At 35.7% G+C, this 16,286-nt stretch carries 15 protein-coding genes and 1 pseudogene; 10 read left to right on the top strand and 6 right to left on the bottom strand.

Going from position 1 to position 16,286, the window contains the following annotated elements; translation table 11 throughout:
* Positions 1 to 435: 435 nt before the first annotated feature.
* Positions 436 to 2,967 (bottom strand): heavy metal translocating P-type ATPase, encoded by a 2,532-nt coding sequence (locus AC0VXV_RS09630; protein WP_475531440.1) that lies wholly within the window; start codon positions 2,965 to 2,967, stop codon positions 436 to 438.
* 150 nt (positions 2,968 to 3,117) lie between these two features.
* The gene (locus tag AC0VXV_RS09625) at positions 3,118 to 3,438 is read right to left on the bottom strand and encodes an ArsR/SmtB family transcription factor (RefSeq protein ID WP_475531340.1); all 321 of its coding nucleotides are present in this window, start codon (positions 3,436 to 3,438) and stop codon (positions 3,118 to 3,120) included.
* 199 nt (positions 3,439 to 3,637) lie between these two features.
* Between AC0VXV_RS09625 and AC0VXV_RS09620 the strand changes: the two are divergent.
* The 4 genes and pseudogenes from AC0VXV_RS09620 to arsC form a co-directional block, all read left to right on the top strand.
* Positions 3,638 to 3,976: pseudogene (locus AC0VXV_RS09620) on the top strand (NAD(P)-binding domain-containing protein); the annotation flags it as partial.
* Between the two features lie 250 nt (positions 3,977 to 4,226).
* Positions 4,227 to 4,541: an ArsR/SmtB family transcription factor gene (locus AC0VXV_RS09615; protein ID WP_475531339.1), complete on the top strand. Its 315-nt coding sequence runs from the start codon at positions 4,227 to 4,229 to the stop codon at positions 4,539 to 4,541.
* A gap of 9 nt (positions 4,542 to 4,550) precedes the next feature.
* A complete protein-coding gene (locus tag AC0VXV_RS09610; RefSeq protein WP_475531439.1) occupies positions 4,551 to 5,840 on the top strand; it encodes an arsenic transporter in 1,290 nt (429 codons plus the stop codon).
* A gap of 16 nt (positions 5,841 to 5,856) precedes the next feature.
* On the top strand, positions 5,857 to 6,282 hold the full coding sequence (gene arsC / locus AC0VXV_RS09605; protein ID WP_475531338.1) for an arsenate reductase (thioredoxin): 426 nt from the start codon (positions 5,857 to 5,859) through the stop codon (positions 6,280 to 6,282).
* A 52-nt stretch (positions 6,283 to 6,334) separates the two neighbouring features.
* Here the strand turns inward: arsC and AC0VXV_RS09600 are convergent, their stop codons facing one another.
* Both AC0VXV_RS09600 and AC0VXV_RS09595 read right to left on the bottom strand, forming a co-directional pair.
* The gene (locus tag AC0VXV_RS09600; protein ID WP_475531337.1) at positions 6,335 to 7,705 is read right to left on the bottom strand and encodes an NAD(P)-binding domain-containing protein; all 1,371 of its coding nucleotides are present in this window, start codon (positions 7,703 to 7,705) and stop codon (positions 6,335 to 6,337) included.
* A gap of 69 nt (positions 7,706 to 7,774) precedes the next feature.
* Positions 7,775 to 8,221: a MarR family winged helix-turn-helix transcriptional regulator gene (locus tag AC0VXV_RS09595; protein WP_475531336.1), complete on the bottom strand. Its 447-nt coding sequence runs from the start codon at positions 8,219 to 8,221 to the stop codon at positions 7,775 to 7,777.
* A 94-nt stretch (positions 8,222 to 8,315) separates the two neighbouring features.
* Here AC0VXV_RS09595 and AC0VXV_RS09590 point away from each other — a divergent pair, with 94 nt between their 5' ends.
* From AC0VXV_RS09590 to AC0VXV_RS09575, 4 genes are all read left to right on the top strand, one after another.
* Positions 8,316 to 8,804, top strand: a complete 489-nt coding sequence (locus AC0VXV_RS09590) for an N-acetyltransferase family protein (RefSeq protein WP_475531335.1) — start codon at positions 8,316 to 8,318, stop codon at positions 8,802 to 8,804.
* Between the two features lie 229 nt (positions 8,805 to 9,033).
* Positions 9,034 to 9,624 carry a YitT family protein gene (locus tag AC0VXV_RS09585; RefSeq protein ID WP_475531438.1) on the top strand — a complete coding sequence of 197 codons (591 nt, stop codon included), beginning with the start codon at positions 9,034 to 9,036 and terminating at the stop codon, positions 9,622 to 9,624.
* 118 nt (positions 9,625 to 9,742) lie between these two features.
* Positions 9,743 to 10,567 carry an RHS repeat-associated core domain-containing protein gene (locus AC0VXV_RS09580; RefSeq protein ID WP_475531437.1) on the top strand — a complete coding sequence of 275 codons (825 nt, stop codon included), beginning with the start codon at positions 9,743 to 9,745 and terminating at the stop codon, positions 10,565 to 10,567.
* 11 nt (positions 10,568 to 10,578) lie between these two features.
* Positions 10,579 to 11,070 (top strand): barstar family protein, encoded by a 492-nt coding sequence (locus AC0VXV_RS09575; RefSeq protein WP_475531436.1) that lies wholly within the window; start codon positions 10,579 to 10,581, stop codon positions 11,068 to 11,070.
* Positions 11,071 to 11,600: 530 nt separating this feature from the next.
* Here AC0VXV_RS09575 and AC0VXV_RS09570 read toward each other — a convergent pair.
* Positions 11,601 to 13,118 (bottom strand): transglutaminase domain-containing protein, encoded by a 1,518-nt coding sequence (locus AC0VXV_RS09570; protein WP_475531334.1) that lies wholly within the window; start codon positions 13,116 to 13,118, stop codon positions 11,601 to 11,603.
* An 18-nt stretch (positions 13,119 to 13,136) separates the two neighbouring features.
* A complete protein-coding gene (locus AC0VXV_RS09565; protein ID WP_475531333.1) occupies positions 13,137 to 13,676 on the bottom strand; it encodes a GNAT family N-acetyltransferase in 540 nt (179 codons plus the stop codon).
* A gap of 545 nt (positions 13,677 to 14,221) precedes the next feature.
* Here AC0VXV_RS09565 and AC0VXV_RS09560 point away from each other — a divergent pair.
* The gene (locus AC0VXV_RS09560) at positions 14,222 to 14,560 is read left to right on the top strand and encodes a DUF485 domain-containing protein (RefSeq protein ID WP_475531332.1); all 339 of its coding nucleotides are present in this window, start codon (positions 14,222 to 14,224) and stop codon (positions 14,558 to 14,560) included.
* A gap of 2 nt (positions 14,561 to 14,562) precedes the next feature.
* Positions 14,563 to 16,113: a solute symporter family protein gene (locus AC0VXV_RS09555; protein ID WP_475531331.1), complete on the top strand. Its 1,551-nt coding sequence runs from the start codon at positions 14,563 to 14,565 to the stop codon at positions 16,111 to 16,113.
* Positions 16,114 to 16,286: the final 173 nt, after the last annotated feature.

The following is a 16,286-nucleotide window of genomic DNA, read 5'->3' as shown; positions in this document are numbered from 1 at the left end:
TTCTCTTTATACAAATTCGTATTTTCAGTTTTGTTTTGGGTTATTAAAAACGGTGGGTGGGATAATTAAGTGAATGGGCGAGTTATCGAGGAAACTAAAAAAAGCAAAGCGCGGATTTCACAAGATGTAAATACTTATATTACCATTTTATCGTTTTACTAGTATACTTTAATTGTAAATAGGAATGGAAGGAGTTAATAATGAATATATCTAGACAATGTAAAAAAGGTGATAAGGGGTACTGCTCCTTATCACCTTGGGAAGACTTTATGAACTGTTATAGAGAGTTTATTTATCCTGTTATAAAGAAATTTGAAAAAGTAATAAATAATTGATAGTCTAAGATTAATCAGATTAAATAAATTCTTAGTTTAGGTATAAAAAACAATTTTTATTTAAAAGAGATGCTTCATTTAGAAGCATCTCTTTTCTGTTCTAACCCTTAAATTTCAGTAATCTAATAGAATTTAAAATTACAATTAAAGCAGCGCCTGTATCGCTTAATACAGCCATCCAAAGTGTAAGGTATCCAGGGAAGATTAAGGCTAAAGCAGCGACTTTAATAATGATAGAGAACCAAATATTTTGTTTAATAATCCTTATCGCTTTTTTACTTAACTTCATTGTATGTGGTAGTTTTTCAAGGTTATCAGCCATTAAAACAATATCGGCCGTCTCCATAGCTGTATCCGTTCCAGCACCACCCATTGCAATACCTAAATCGGCTGTTGCGAGTGCAGGAGCATCATTTATACCGTCACCAACCATTGCTACTTTATGACCTTCATTTTGTAATTGCTTAACCGCCTCTACTTTGTCTTCAGGTAATAATTCTGCAAAATATCGGTTTACATTTGATTCGGATGCAATCATTTTCGCTGTTCCTTCATTATCTCCTGTCAACATGACTGTTTGCTTAACGCCACTTTGTTTTAAAGCGTTTAAGGCAGAGGCGGATGTCTCACGGATTGTATCCGAAACTGCAATAATTCCGATGATTACTTGTTGTGATCCGATGATGACAACAGATTTACCTTTACTTTGGATATCTTGCACATATGCAAACACATTTTCTAAGGATACATGGAGATCTTCGAATAATTTTAAATTTCCTGCGTAATATATTTCCTCATGAATCGTCGCTTGAACACCTTTCCCTACAATACTCTTAAAGGAATCACCATTTTTAGATTTGATTCCTTTGTCATTCGCATGATTCACGATAGCTTTTGCAATAGGGTGTGTTGAATATTCTTCAAGAGTGAGTGCAATTGAAAGTAATTCCTCTTCAGAATTGTCAAAGGTTTTTATTTCAGTTACTTTCGGTTTCCCTTCAGTCAACGTACCAGTTTTGTCGAATGCAACAGCAGTGATTGCACCTGCTTTTTCAAGGAAAGTGCCTCCTTTAATAAGAACACCATTTTTCGCCGCATTTCCAATAGCTGAAACGATGGCTACTGGAGTCGAAATAACTAAAGCACAAGGACAAGCGACAACAAGTAGTTCCAAACCTTTATAGAACCATTCACTCCAAGTGCCAAAGCCGAGTAGGGGTGGGACAACTATCATGACTAATGCCACAATAAATACGATCGGTGTATAGATACTTGCAAATTTATCGACAAAGGCTTCTGTTGGTGCCTTTTTCTCTTGTGCCTCTTCGACTAATTGAATAATTTTTGAAATCGTTGTATCTTCAACTAGCTTCGTTACCTTAATATCAAGGGAGCCGTGTTCGTTGATTGTTCCTGCATAGACAGCATCACCAATCGTTTTATCAACAGGAATCGATTCGCCTGTAATCGGTGCTTGATTTATACTAGATTCTCCAATGACGATTTCACCATCGAGTGGGATTTTTTCACCTGGTTTCACAACGATAATGTCACCGACGCTAATTTCTTCAACCGATACTTTTGAGATTTCGCTTCCAACTTTAACCCATGCTTCAACAGGAGCTAAGTCCATCAAATTACGAATTGAATTTCGAGTACGTTCGATTGAACGATTTTGAAGGTAGTTCCCAATAGCAAATAACCAAACAACGGTTGCCCCTTCAAACCATTCGCCGATCAAAGCAGCCCCAATAGCCGCAGCAGACATGAGTACATTCATATCCAAAGAACGACTTTTAATTGCATAGAAAGCACTTCTAACTGGCTTAGCTCCACTAATCACCATTGCAATAGCATAAAGAGTGGTAGAAATTAATGGAGGCATTCCTGTAAATGATCCAATAAATCCGAATGCCAACAATACACCAGACAAAATCACAAAAATATTGTCGTTAATTTTTTTTCCTTTGTTTTCTGAGGAATGTTGTTGTTCATTTCCTAATATTGATGCTTGATAACCAATTTTAGAAACCTCTGAGATAATCTCTTGTACACTATTCGAATGTTCAATTTTCATTTTCCCTGTAGAGAAATTGACATTCACACTTTTAACCGATGGAAGGGAACTTATGTGATTTTCGATGCTTTTTGCACAACTACTACAATCCATTCCAACAATATTAAATGTTTTCATTTTTTCTTTTTGGTTTAAAGATTCTGCGGAAAAGCCTAGTTTTTTGATTTCTGTTTCAATTGGAAGTAAAGCATCAGCACTAGTAGCAGCAACCTGCATTTTCCCAGTGCTGAAATTAACCTTCACTTCTGCAATATCTTTAAGTTTGCTCAGGCCCTTTTCAATCGTTACAGCACATGCACCACAATCCATTCCATGAACTCGATATGACATTTTTTCTAAAGGTAATGAAGAAGCTAAATCGGACCCGTATGACTGTTGTTCAAGAGTGCTTGAACTTGCTTCCTTTGATGAATGACTACAACAACTCGTTTGTTCTAATGTTTTATCTGGTTCAGTCGGTGTTTCACTACAACAACTTGCTTCTTCTTCATCTTCTGATTCATTTGAACTGTTAGTACTACAACAACTCAATTGTTCTTGATTTGAAACCGGGATAGACGAATTTTCTGAATCCTTGACACTTGAACAACAACTTACCTTTGTTTGATTTGAATCCGTTTTAACAGTTGAAATGCAACAACTAGTTTCGACTGTTTTTGAACTATTATTTGAGCTACAGCATTCTTTAACCAATGTAATTTCCTCCTAATCTATATGACGATCACAACATGCCATATCATTTTCTACATCTTCAAGAACAACATCAAACATGGTTAATAAATCTCTTATCTGTTGATTTCGTAAGCTGTAGTAAACGTATTTTCCTTCATTTCGACCGACGATGATTCCACAACCTTTTAAACAAGTTAGATGTTGTGAAATGTTCGACTGATTCCCATTAATTTCTTCTATAATTTGGGAAACTGTTTTTTCTTGTTCTTTTATACATTCAAGAATTTGAATTCTTGTTTTATTTGAAAACCCATGAATTAACTTAACCTTCATGTCTACATCCATTATTTGCATAAAATACCTCCTACATATTAGTAAAAACGAATACGTTATGTTACTATCATATTAGCCGTTTCTAATATGTGTGTCAATTTTCTTTCAAAAACCAATCTTTTTAAGGGGAAATCGAATACGGAAGGGAGTCATTCTACTAAATTGGGGTGTTTGTTCAGGATTTATTCGTAACAAATTTTAAAAATTGGAGTGATAAGTTTTGTATGAAACGATAATTATAGGAGCTGGACAAGCAGGTCTTGCTGTCAATTACTATTTAAAACAACACAAGCAGAACTTTTTAATTTTAGATAAAGCAAAAGAAGTCGGCGAAAGTTGGATCAACCGATATGATTCTTTAGTTTTGTTCACACCAAGAATGTATAATGCCTTACCAGGATTATCATTTGAAGGAGAGGCTCACGGTTTCCCTACAAAGCAAGAAATAGTTCGTTATTTAAAGCAATATGCGTCTGTATTCGATCTACCACTTCAGTTCCAAAATGAAGTAATCAAGGTGCAACAAAAACAGGACGTATTTTACATAGAAACAAACCAAGGTGTATTACACAAACTGCTAATGAAGAATCTGTTTTGATAAATTTTTTTCAAAATGGGTTCTTCTTATTTATACAATATAAGAATTGAAGAAGTATAATTGCTCAAACATTCTTTCAAATTAAACCATTAAATTAAATATTATGGTTGCAAAAATAATGTCCATAACATAATATAAGCATATCATTATATAGTGATTTATTTTTAAACTTAATATAAGCATATTATTATATAGTAATGGAGGGGTACAAATGGAGCTCGATTTAATGGAAAAGCAGTTGAAGGCTGTTGCGGACGCCAATCGTTTACGCATTTTAGCTTGTCTGAAAAAAGGGGAAGTATGCGTCTGTGATTTTACGGATGTCCTTAACATTTCACAACCTGCAGTGAGTCAGCATCTACGCAAACTAAAGGAAGCAGGCATTATTACAGAACGCAAGGTGGGAACATGGAAGCATTATCGTATTCAAGAAAATCAAACTTCGTTAATGCAAAATATTCTTGCTTCAATTAATGAAGATACGACCTGTGGATGTAAAATTAACTCTGAATGTGTGGAGGGCTAAAAATTGAATATGTTTTTTATTGCGGCACTCATTTTTATCATCACACTGATTTTTGTCATCTGGCAGCCAAATGGATTGAATATTGGCTGGTCGGCAATGGCTGGAGCGATCATCGCATTACTTGTTGGTGTTGTTGACTTGAACGATGTCGGAGCAGTAATTGATATTACGTGGAATGCAACATTATCGTTTATTGCGATTATTTTAATTTCACTTGTATTAGATGAGATTGGTTTGTTCGAGTGGGCTGCACTCCATATGGCACGTGCTGCAAAAGGCAATGGTGTGAAAATGTTTGTGTATGTCAGTTTGCTTGGAGCGGTTGTGGCTGCATTATTTGCGAACGACGGTGCGGCACTAATTTTAACGCCAATAGTGTTAGCGATGGTGCGTAATTTACAGTTTAGCGAAAAGATGATTTTCCCGTTTATTATGGCAAGTGGCTTTATTGCGGACACGACGAGTTTACCGTTTGTTGTGAGTAACTTAGTCAACATCGTTTCTGCAGATTTCTTTGACATTGGGTTTGTGGAATATGCTTCTCGTATGGTCATTCCAAACCTTTTCGCACTTGTGGCAACAATTGTTGTGCTTTTGATTTACTTCAATAAGTCGATTCCACGTGAATACAATGAATCGATGTTAAAGGAACCACGTCTAGCGATTAAAGATATGAAAATGTTCAAGTTGTCTTGGTTTGTCTTAGCAATTTTAGTTATTGGCTATTTCTCAAGTGAATTTATTGGTGTACCGGTATCGTTTATAGCAGGCATTATTGCAATATTCTTCTTAGTCATGGCACGACAAAGTGCTGTCGTTGATACAAAAGCCGTTGTGAAAGGTGCACCTTGGAATATCGTATTCTTCTCAATTGGGATGTACGTTGTTGTTTACGGACTAGGCAATGCAGGATTAACGCCTGCTTTAGCTAGCGTAATTGAATGGACAGCCGAGCAAGGATTATTTATGGCGACGGTCGGCATGGGCTTTATAGCGGCATTCCTTTCTTCGGTCATGAACAATATGCCAACGGTGATGGTCAATGCATTAGCCATCGCTGAAACAACGACGGATGGTACGTTACGTGAAGCATTAATTTATGCTAACGTTATCGGGTCAGACTTAGGACCAAAAATTACACCAATCGGGTCACTGGCAACACTGGTGTGGTTATATGTACTATCTCAAAAAGGCGTAAAAATTTCTTGGGGTACGTACTTTAAAACCGGGATTGTGTTAACGGTGCCTATTCTTATCTTTACTTTAATTGGACTATATATTACATTACTAATCTTTTAATAAGGGAGTTTTTCAAATGACAAAAAACACACTATATTTCTTATGTACAGGGAATTCATGCCGTTCACAAATGGCAGATGGATGGGCACAAAAGTTATTACCGGAAGATTGGGAAGTATATTCAGCTGGTATTGAAACACATGGTGTCAATCCAAATGCAATCAAGGCAATGAATGAAGTTGGAATTGATATTTCTCACCATACGTCAGATTTAATTAACCCAGAAATTTTAAACAAAGCAACATTAGTCGTAACACTTTGTGGGGATGCAGCCGATAAGTGTCCAATGACTCCTCCAGGTGTGCGACGTGAGCATTGGGGATTCGAAGACCCGGCAAAAGCTACAGGGACAGAGGAAGAGAAATGGGCAGTGTTCCAGCAAGTCCGTGATGCAATCGGTGCACGTATTGAGCAATTCGTAAACGAAGAGTTAAAAAAATAGTATTCCGAGTATAAAGAGATCCCCTTGAAATGTCTTCAAGGGGATCTCTTTTTTAACAGCAATTAGAAGTGCTATTACTATTTAAATCTAAACTACATACACCCGTCTCAGGAAGGTCTAGCTCTATTTTACGAGCTCCTTCGGGATTACCTGTTAAGTAAGCGACAACTGAACGAACTTGCTCATAGCCGGTCGCCATTAAGAAGGTTGGCGCACGTCCGTAGCTTTTCATACCGACAATATAAAAGCCTGTTTCAGGATGACGTAATTCTAGTTCACCATGCGGACGAACCGTACCGCAGCTATGCTCGTTCGGATCAATCAGGGGTGCTAATGCTTCGACACTTTCAACAAACGCATCAATCGATAATCGGATTTCTTTTAAGAACGAGAAGTCTGGACGGCTTCCTGTATTCGCAATGACTTCATCAACTGTAGGAAGTTGTTGTTCGCCAGTCACGCCTTCGCCTTTAATGATTATACCAGCTGACGTTTGTGCAATTTCTTCGATATAAAATGGGGTAAAGACTTTTACTTTTCCTTCATCAACCAATGTATGAATACGACTTCCTAATTCACCTCGAGCAGCAAGAGCATCTTTTTCTTCACCGCCATAAGCATCTTCTACTCGCTTTTTACGTAAAACCCATGTAATTTCAACATCTTCAAGCTTTTCCAATTCTAAAATCGTATTAATGGCTGAGTGCCCACCTCCGATAACTGCGATACGTTTGCCTGTATAGCGTTCTTTTAATGTTTCGATATTTGGAATACCGTAAAAGATCTTGTCAGCAAGCTTTCGTTCAGCTGATGTCCAAACATTATCTGCATGAACAGAATTCGGTGTGTTCCACGTGCCCGTTGCATCGATGACAGCACTTGCAAGCATACGCTGAGTTTCTCCATTTTGTTCTGTGTAAATTACAAATGGTGGAGCATCTCGACTTGCAGATTTCAACTTATCGTGATTCTTTTTACTAATCCCTACAACGGTTGTATTAAAGGAAATATAAGGTTTGATTTCAGGTAGATTTGCTAATGGTTGTAAATATGCCTCACGAATTTCTTGGCCAGTGGGTAGGACGGATTCTTCTGGCATAGTCCAACCCGATTTAAGTAGCAATTGTTTAGCAGCTTTATCTACGTTGTATTGCCATGGTGAGAATAGACGAACGTGCTGCCAAGATTTAATATTTTCAGCAACTTCTGAGCCCTTTTCAAGAAGGATAAACCCTTTACCAGCTAAAGATAGATGGGCAGCAGCAGCTAAACCAACAGGACCTGCACCAAGAATAGCAACAGGATACGTTTTATTTAATTTAAAAGGTGACTCTTTAGGGAGTGACTCTTTTGGTGTACCTGATGCTGGTACAGGTGCACAACAGCCTGAATTTTGATTTTTAATAGTTAACGGTATGTTCATTTTTAACATCCTCCTAAATCACTTGTAGTTTGCAACTATCAAATAAATAAAAAAGCAAGATGTTCTTGCTTAGTAAATTGGGGTACAGCAAACCGTCGATTTAGACATTGCTTCGTTTAGAAGCTGAATTGAACGGAGAACAGTTTCTTTTTCAAAGTCGTTCATATGAGAGAAGACTTCTTCTAAGTAGGCATTCATTGACTCATCTATCGTGGTTGCGACAAATTTCCCTTGAGTTGTTAACGTTAAAATTGATACACGTTTATCTTGAAGAGAAGGTGTTTTTTTTACTAATTCCATTTTTACTAGTGTTTGAATTTGTCGGCTGAATGTCGTAATATCCATTGCAAGTGTTTCAGCAATTTGTTGCATGGAAGGTGTATGCTGTTTATCAATTTCGTAAAGAATTTGACTTTGAATAGTGGATATTTCAAACGATCCAACAGAGCAGCAATTTTTGTTTAATAATCCAAATCTTCGTGTTAGTATGTGAAAAATTTCGCGTTTGTTTTCCATTCAATCACCTCTAATTTAAAGTAAAACAAAAATACTTGTAAAATGCAACTATCTGTTTTATTATTTTAATATTCAGTCACTTGGAGGTTGATAAATGACTATTAAAATACGATTTGTTACAAGTGAAGATTGGCTAGATGTAAAACGAATTTATGAAGCAGGGATCGATACTAAAATGGCAACATTCGAATCGAGGGCACCAGAATCTTATAATGAATGGTTTGGTGAAGCAATTCCAACGTGTTCATTTGTTGCTTTGGAAGAAAATCAAATTTTAGGTTGGTGTAAATTAACACCTGTTTCAAAACGTGAGGTGTACAAAGGGGTAGGAGAAGTAAGCATTTATATTGCCCCTGATGCGAAAGGAAAGGGAATTGGAAATTTGTTGCTAAAAAATATGATTTTAGCATCTGAAAATGAAAGATTTTGGACACTGGAATCCAAAATCTTTAAAGAAAACATCGCTAGTCTAAAGCTTCATGAAAAAAATGGCTTTCGTATCGTGGGTATTCGAGAAAAAATTGCACTACTAGACGGCGATTGGAAAGACAATGTTTTAATGGAGAGAAGAAGGACGATGTAACCGATTGTGTTGGATACGTGAATTCAAGTATAGAAGTTGGTGTCCATTGTAGTAAGTGGTATAGATCCAGTGATTTTTGTGGGAGCAGGAATGTACTGACTCGATTCTTAGTATAAAAATTTTTGGGGGTTCTTCTTTAAACTGAGTAATGAACATATATTTTTAAGTATTTCCATTCCTTGAATTGTACTAATAGGTGTTCTGAAAAGTAGAAATAAGAGGTGGTTCCCTGTACTTTTTTAAAAAAGGTTTGGCGCTAATTATCGGAAGCATTTTTATATCGCTAGGTATAAATCTGTTTATAGTACCCCATGAAATATTAGATGGAGGAACATTAGGAATAGGATTAATAGCAAATTACTTATGGGGTTTTAATACAGGATTAATAGTTATAATAGTTAGTATTCCCATTTTTATTTTTGCTTGGTTTTTTTATAGAAACTATTTCTATAACAGCTTACATGGTCTGATTCTATACGCCTTTTTTATCGATTTTCTATCACCATTAAATAAACTAATTGAATTAGAAGCTATATACAGTTCATTACTAGGTGGCATGCTTGTTGGAATTGGAAATGGTTTGATGTTGAATATTCAGACAAGTACGGGAGGGACGGATTTTATCGCCCAGTTTTTATGTGAGAAGACGGGGATAAATGTAGGGATTTATATTTTGCTTATTGATTCAATCATTATAATTATTGGTGGTTTATTATTATCTTCAGAGACGTTTTACCTCTCCGTTATAACAATACTTTCTATTGGTATCACCACGAGTATTATTACAAGTAGAAAAGGACATGTTGTTGCTTTTAAATGATATATAGCAAGGAATAGAGCTTATTGTAATGCAAATAAACTTCTTTTAAAAAAGAGTAAACAGTTGGTCTGTATTACTCTTTTTGTTTTCTGCAATAACCGTATTTAGCTTAATTTAGATTCATAATGATTGTAAAAGGACAGGAAAGTTTAACTGGGGGCAAAATACAATTTGGTCTATCACATGGAATAATGGCAAAGTTGTAAGCTTAACAAATGCAGCGGGGGAAACGTTTGAATATGTGACTAATTACCGCGGAGATGTTGTGCGTATTTTAGATGCAAATGGTGCGACAGTTGCATCGTACGATTACGATCCATGGGGCAATCAACTTTCAACTGAACCAACCGATAGTCGTATTAAAGGGCAACCAATTCGCTACGCAGGCTACGTGTATGATAGTGAAACGAAGCTATACTATTTACAAGCTCGTTACTATGATCCACAAACAGGACGTTTCCTTTCGCGTGACCCAGACGCAGGTGATGAAGATGATCCAATTACGATGAACGGCTATACGTATGCGGATAGTAATCCTGTAATGATGACAGACCCAGATGGACATTTTGCACAATTTATTCCTCTTGCAGTTGGAGGTTATAGACTTTATAAAGGCTATAAAGCTTATAATAAGGTGAAAAATGTTAAGGCATTAAAGAATTTTAAACCAATAAAAAAATATAAAGCTCCTAAAAAAGCATATAAAGTACTAAAGGTAGTCAATAAGCAAGGTGGGAAAGCACCAAATGGTTATAAAGGTGGTCGCGTTTTTAAAAATAAAGAGAACAGACTTCCAAACAATACAAGTTATAGAGAATATGATGTGAATCCTTATCAAAAGGGGGTAAATAGAGGGGCACAACGACTTGTTATTGGTAAAAATGGAAAGGCATATTACACAAAAAATCATTATAAATCATTTGTAAAAATTAATAGAAGGTGACGGTGATTAAAATGGAACAATACAATATAAATATAAAACGTCTAGAAGGTCCATATATACATTTTACTAGAGATATCGAGAAGTTTAATTATGTATACAATCAAGTGGATTCTGTGAAAGAACCTCAATTATTTCATACGATATTCAATGGAGAAGTTTGTTTGACAAAAGAGGAATTGTTAAAACAGTTTAAACTAAAATTAAATTTCCCGAGTTACTTTTCGGAAAATTGGGATTCTTTTGATGAATGTATTAATGATTTAGAATGGTTGGAAAGTAATTTTTTTGTAATATTTATTAAGAATTTTGAGTTATTGTTATCAAAAGAATTAAGCGAAATGGAAGATTTTTTTGAAATTTTGTTGTTGTCTATTAGAGACTGGCGGACTGGCAATAATTATGAGAGTGAGGTTGTACCTTTTAACATTATTATTCAATCTAACAAAGATATCCCTAAAACACTTAATGCTTATTTGAATGAGGATGAAGTAAATAGGTTTTAAAATAGCTTTCATAGTAAATATGGAATTTAAATAAACATATGTGAACCCGCTTTAAAACTATGGAGGATTGAATTCGGTATTGTACCGGACTCAATCCTTTTAATTTAAATTAATAAATTATTAATAAGTTCTATGTATAAAATGAATGATTTTATTTTTAATGAACAGTAGCAACTAAATATGCAGATTTTATACATTTTTGGCTGCAAATAAAATTCAACAGGGCTTAATATTGAATTTAAGAAAAATATCATGGAATGAAAAAAAGTTAAAGATTCCTGTCTATAAAAATAAGGGGATTTTAAAAGTTGGAGATTCCTGTCCCAAAAAGTTAAAGATTCCTGTCTTTTTACATCAAGGGAAGTCTATATTGATTTATTTATAGAAATATAAATTAGGGACACGGTCATAATAAATATTATAGGAAGTTAAGTCTCGTTTCAAAAGTATACTTATAATAGTGAGACAAAATGCGTTTTTTACTGGAATGGCCATAATATAACGGGTCCGGTTAAATTATGGCCATTTGCTTACTTTTTCAGTTGGATTGTTACACTTTTATATAACTGTATATAAATAAACTCATCACCAACAAAATACTCCAACGCGTTTTGTTTATTTAATTGCTGCTCCAAGCCTGGTATTAACGTGATTGGCATTTTCAATTGTGCCGGATGTTTAAATTCCACGTTTTTTCGGTTACTCGTCAGTTGAATATGTAAACCTCTATTAATATATAAATCTACCGTTATTTGTTTATAATGATCATCTACATTCAATTCGATTCCATCCGCGCTTTTAAACACAATTGGCTGACAATCATCTTGCTGATCTACTGTCGCTACCCAGCTGTCCCCAAATGTATTTAACGGGACTTCCAAGCGGTTTTCAGTAGTTTCAACTGATAGTGAATCTTCACTTACTGCATCCACAGAAATCAATTTCTGAATGCTTTCAGTCGTTTGATCTGCATACAAGACTTCTAATGTCTTATCAGTTTCATAGATTCGTATCACTTGTTCCGCGCTTAGCTGTGTTAGTTCCTCAGCATCTAGCTCCAACCGATACAAATAACCATTATGAGAATCATTCCTGAAATATAAAAATCCATTTATATAGAAACAACATTGAATTTTAACAGCAAGTTTCTGTTTTGCCTGAAAAGGATAATCAGCAAAGTTCATTTCATACAAATGACCATTTCGAGGATGAGCATAATATAAATTAGTATTAACGTGACAGCCATCATATAAACGATGAATTACTTCAAATTTCTTACTCGTACAGATTGGATAATGATTTTCAATCCATTCATGATCAAGACGCATTTTCTCATCCGCAACTAAAAAATAACGATAGCGAACTTCTTTTCCACGAATCGAACCGATATCATCCCAAGTCACGTCCACATGATACCAATGATCATCAATCTGCACCATATTCCATGCATGCCCCTCTGTTCCCTCACCCGCCGCTTTTCCGATTACGTAATAACAAGGAATCCAAAGTGCTTCCATCATCTTTTCAAAAAGAAGTGCGTACGCCATACAAACACCGTGTTTTTCATTCATAAACGTATACACAGCAAACGGCGAACCTTCTGTATGACGTTCATAGCTATACGTTCTTGCAATATAGTCATGAACAATGAAAACCTTTTGCAACGCCGTCATGTCTGGAAGAATCCGCTTCTTTAAAATGGCTTGTATTTCATCAACGATCCATTTTTCTTCCTGCCGCGCCATACGGTAACGCATCGTAAACTCCACTTTAATCCGATTTTTCGTTAATTGGCGATATTTGTAGGTCCGCTTTTCACAATGCTGGGTATAAAATGGCTGTTCAAGATGGCACTGATCAAAAGCTTCCTTAATTAAAGAATCAATCGGTATTGGAAGCTGGCCGTTAATATGAAGCGTAAACTGTCTGTCCATGCGCTCCATATGGGCAATAAGCGCCGGCAGCAACTGTTTTGCTGTAATGGTCGTTGTTTTAATTGAATTTCCTTGCCTTTTGTACTGTTCATAGCTTTCAAAATACGTTTTCACAATATGTCGATACTCCTCTTATAACGATTCCGTTTCATCTTCTTCAAATGAATTGAGCTTAACATATATTTCAACCATTTTCTCGTCCATTTCAATGATTTTTTCCAAATGCATCCCGTTTTTCAATGCAATTCTTTTAGATCCTTCATTTCCTACTTGAATCGCTGAAATATACCGGTGCAACCACATTTCTTCATCTGCATATTTCGCAAGGGCCTGTGCTGCTTCAAACCCATAGCCTTGTCCCCAATAAGCACGTTTAATCCAGTAGCCGAGTTCTATTTCAAATGTACCGTCAATGACTTGTGCAACAAGCCCCGCATGCCCGATAAAATCTCCCGTTTGACGATGAATCAGTTTATGTAACCCATAATCCCCAAAGTTTTGATACTGTTCAATCATCCGCTCGATTAAATGAATCGCATATTGTTTATCCTTTATTTGTCCATTGCCAATAAATTTCATCATGAAAGAGTCCGAAACAAGGTCTATCACATAAGGAAGATCCTTTTCCGTATAACGTTCAAATGTTAACCGCTTCGTATTCAAATTCAACATCGTATCCCTCCATTTTAATACTTTTTTGATTGGTTATTTATAATATCTCGGGTTTTTTCTTATACATAGTCAAAATATTATTATTTCACTTTCATTTTTTGTAAATAACTAATTTTCTTTTATATAAATAAATTTCCTACAATAAAATAAAAATTTTCACATTGTAAGTATATCAGATTTTTACTATCCCTTTTGTGTTATAGTACAATGTGCTGAAGGACTCGATATTAACTTGAATTACAAATATTTTAAGTATCGAAATATAATATTGTGCTTTATGTGATTTAATTTCTAGCTAAAATATGTATTTCATTACTTTCCTTTTCGCAAATAATAATCCTTTGTAAATTTCAAATTCAGCCCCTTCAATTTTATCTCCTTAAAACTTGATAATTCTACTTCATTCAGATTTTAAACATTCCAACTTTTCTGGAAAAATGTTATTGCATTATATTCTATCCCCTCTTACAATGATTACTATTAACGGATTCAAATAGTAATATGCCGTTTAAAACAGAATAATTTTTCATAAGGGGGGAATTCCGTTGAGTCAATTAGGGGACAAAATCTCAGCGAAATGTGATGGCATTAACTATGATAAAATCGATCGCATGGAAACATTCAATCAGTTTGTAAAGAAGAAAAACACATTTTTATTCGGAATGACTATAACGTTTTTGACATTTTACATCTTACTACCGGTGCTGGCATTCACACCTGTGTTACAACAGAAGGCTGTCGGCAGTATTACTTGGGTATGGGTATACTCACTTGCCCTTTTCATTATGACAATTATTTTATGTACACTCTACGTAAAAATGGCATCTAAATTCGATAAAGCAGCTGCCGCTGTTTTACAAGAATATGAAAAGGCAGGTGCATAACGATGAATCTCGTTTCAGCAGGTTTCTTTATTGGTATCGTAGGTTTAACACTGATCGTTACATATATCGCTGCTAGAAGAACTTCTTCAGCAAGTGATTTCTATACAGCTGGCGGTGGTTTAAAAGGTTGGCAAAACGGATTTGCCATTGCTGGTGACTACTTATCTGCAGCCGCGTTTTTAGGCGTTTCCGGAGCGATTGCATTAACAGGCTTTGACGGCTTCTTCTTCTCTGTCGGATATGTTGTAGCAAACTTAGTTCTTCTATATATAATAGCAGAACCGATGCGTAATTTAGGACGCTATACATTGGCGGATATGCTGACAGCTCGTTTTAATGAAAAACGGATTCGCGGTGTGGCGGCTACAGGTACTATTATTATCGTAATTTTGTATATGATCGCCCAATTAGTTGGTGCCGGTGCGTTAATTAAACTTTTATTCGGTATCGAGTATTGGATGGCTGTTTTAATTGTCGGTGTCATGATGACGACGTATGTACTGTTCGGTGGAATGACGGCAACAAGCTGGGTACAGATTATTAAAGCGGGTCTATTATTATTCGGTACGACATTATTGGCATTTTTAGTATTCTCGAAGTTTGATTTCAATTTAGTGAAAATGTTTGATACGGTCAGCACAAATTACGGGGATGAGTATTTAGTGCCTGGCATGAAGTACACATCGACGATCGATTCGGTTTCGATGATGCTTGCGTTAGTGCTCGGTACATCAGGTCTACCACATATTTTAATGCGATTCTTTACAGTAAAAGATGCGAAAACGGCACGTGCATCGATTTCATGGACAACATGGATTACGGCGATTTTCTTCTCGCTGACGATTTTCTTAGGTTTTGGTGCAATGCATTTCGTCGGATTTGATAAAATCATCGCAGAAAATGCTGCAGGTAACACGGCTGCCCCACTATTGGCAGAGTTTTTAGGCGGCAATATTTTATTATCATTCATTTGTGCCGTTGCGTTTGCTACTATATTAGCGGTTGTATCCGGATTAGTATTAACAGGTGCATCAGCGATTTCGCATGATATTTATGGTGAGATTCTGAAAGACGGGAAATTAACGGAAAAGCAACAAGTATTGGCTGCAAGAATCGGTTCTATTTCCATTGCAATTGTTTCAATCCTTTTGGCATTATTTGCGCAAAGCTTAAATGTTTCCTTCTTAGTATCGTTTGCTTTTTGTATCGGGGCATCGGCAAACTTACCAGTTATCCTCTATACGATCTATTGGAAAAAATTCAATGCAAACGGCGCGGTTGCTGCAATGGTAACTGGCTTAGTATCTTGTCTAGTATTAGGTGCGCTTGGTCCAAACATTTGGAGTCCTACAGGAAATGCAATTTTCGTTGGTGAACCAATCGTAAACTTAGCGGTTCCTGCCATCATTACAATTCCTTTAAGCTTCTTTGCGGGATACCTAGGCTCGATATTAACAGCACACAAAGTGGAACAAGCAGAGGCGGAACGTGTTTATAAAGAGATCCGCGTTAAAGCACATACAGGTGTTTCTGTACAAGATGTTTCTCATTAATTATTATAAGAAAATAAATTAGAACAATAGATTAAAAAAAATAAAAACTGTCTCGGAAATATTTTCTATTTTCGAGCAGTTTTTTGCTTTTTTATACCATTTTTTACATGAATATAACTTTTCGAATATACTGAATTTATTTTTTTGTAAAATAAATCATTTTTTGAATATTA

The organism is Solibacillus sp. iso_87 (assembly GCF_056173085.1).
This window is presented reverse-complemented; position numbering and strand designations above follow the sequence as displayed.

Excerpts from the sequence above, each read along its gene's own strand:
- AC0VXV_RS09590 (WP_475531335.1), top strand. The coding sequence starts at position 8,316 with ATGACTATTAAAATACGATTTGTTACAAGTGAAGATTGGCTAGATGTA.
- AC0VXV_RS09615 (WP_475531339.1), top strand. The coding sequence starts at position 4,227 with ATGGAGCTCGATTTAATGGAAAAGCAGTTGAAGGCTGTTGCGGACGCC.
- AC0VXV_RS09555 (WP_475531331.1), top strand. The coding sequence starts at position 14,563 with ATGAATCTCGTTTCAGCAGGTTTCTTTATTGGTATCGTAGGTTTAACA.
- AC0VXV_RS09610 (WP_475531439.1), top strand. The coding sequence starts at position 4,551 with ATGTTTTTTATTGCGGCACTCATTTTTATCATCACACTGATTTTTGTC.
- arsC (WP_475531338.1), top strand. The coding sequence starts at position 5,857 with ATGACAAAAAACACACTATATTTCTTATGTACAGGGAATTCATGCCGT.
- AC0VXV_RS09575 (WP_475531436.1), top strand. The coding sequence starts at position 10,579 with ATGGAACAATACAATATAAATATAAAACGTCTAGAAGGTCCATATATA.
- AC0VXV_RS09625 (WP_475531340.1), bottom strand. The coding sequence starts at position 3,438 with ATGCAAATAATGGATGTAGACATGAAGGTTAAGTTAATTCATGGGTTT.
- AC0VXV_RS09600 (WP_475531337.1), bottom strand. The coding sequence starts at position 7,705 with ATGAACATACCGTTAACTATTAAAAATCAAAATTCAGGCTGTTGTGCA.
- AC0VXV_RS09595 (WP_475531336.1), bottom strand. The coding sequence starts at position 8,221 with ATGGAAAACAAACGCGAAATTTTTCACATACTAACACGAAGATTTGGA.
- AC0VXV_RS09565 (WP_475531333.1), bottom strand. The coding sequence starts at position 13,676 with ATGTTGAATTTGAATACGAAGCGGTTAACATTTGAACGTTATACGGAA.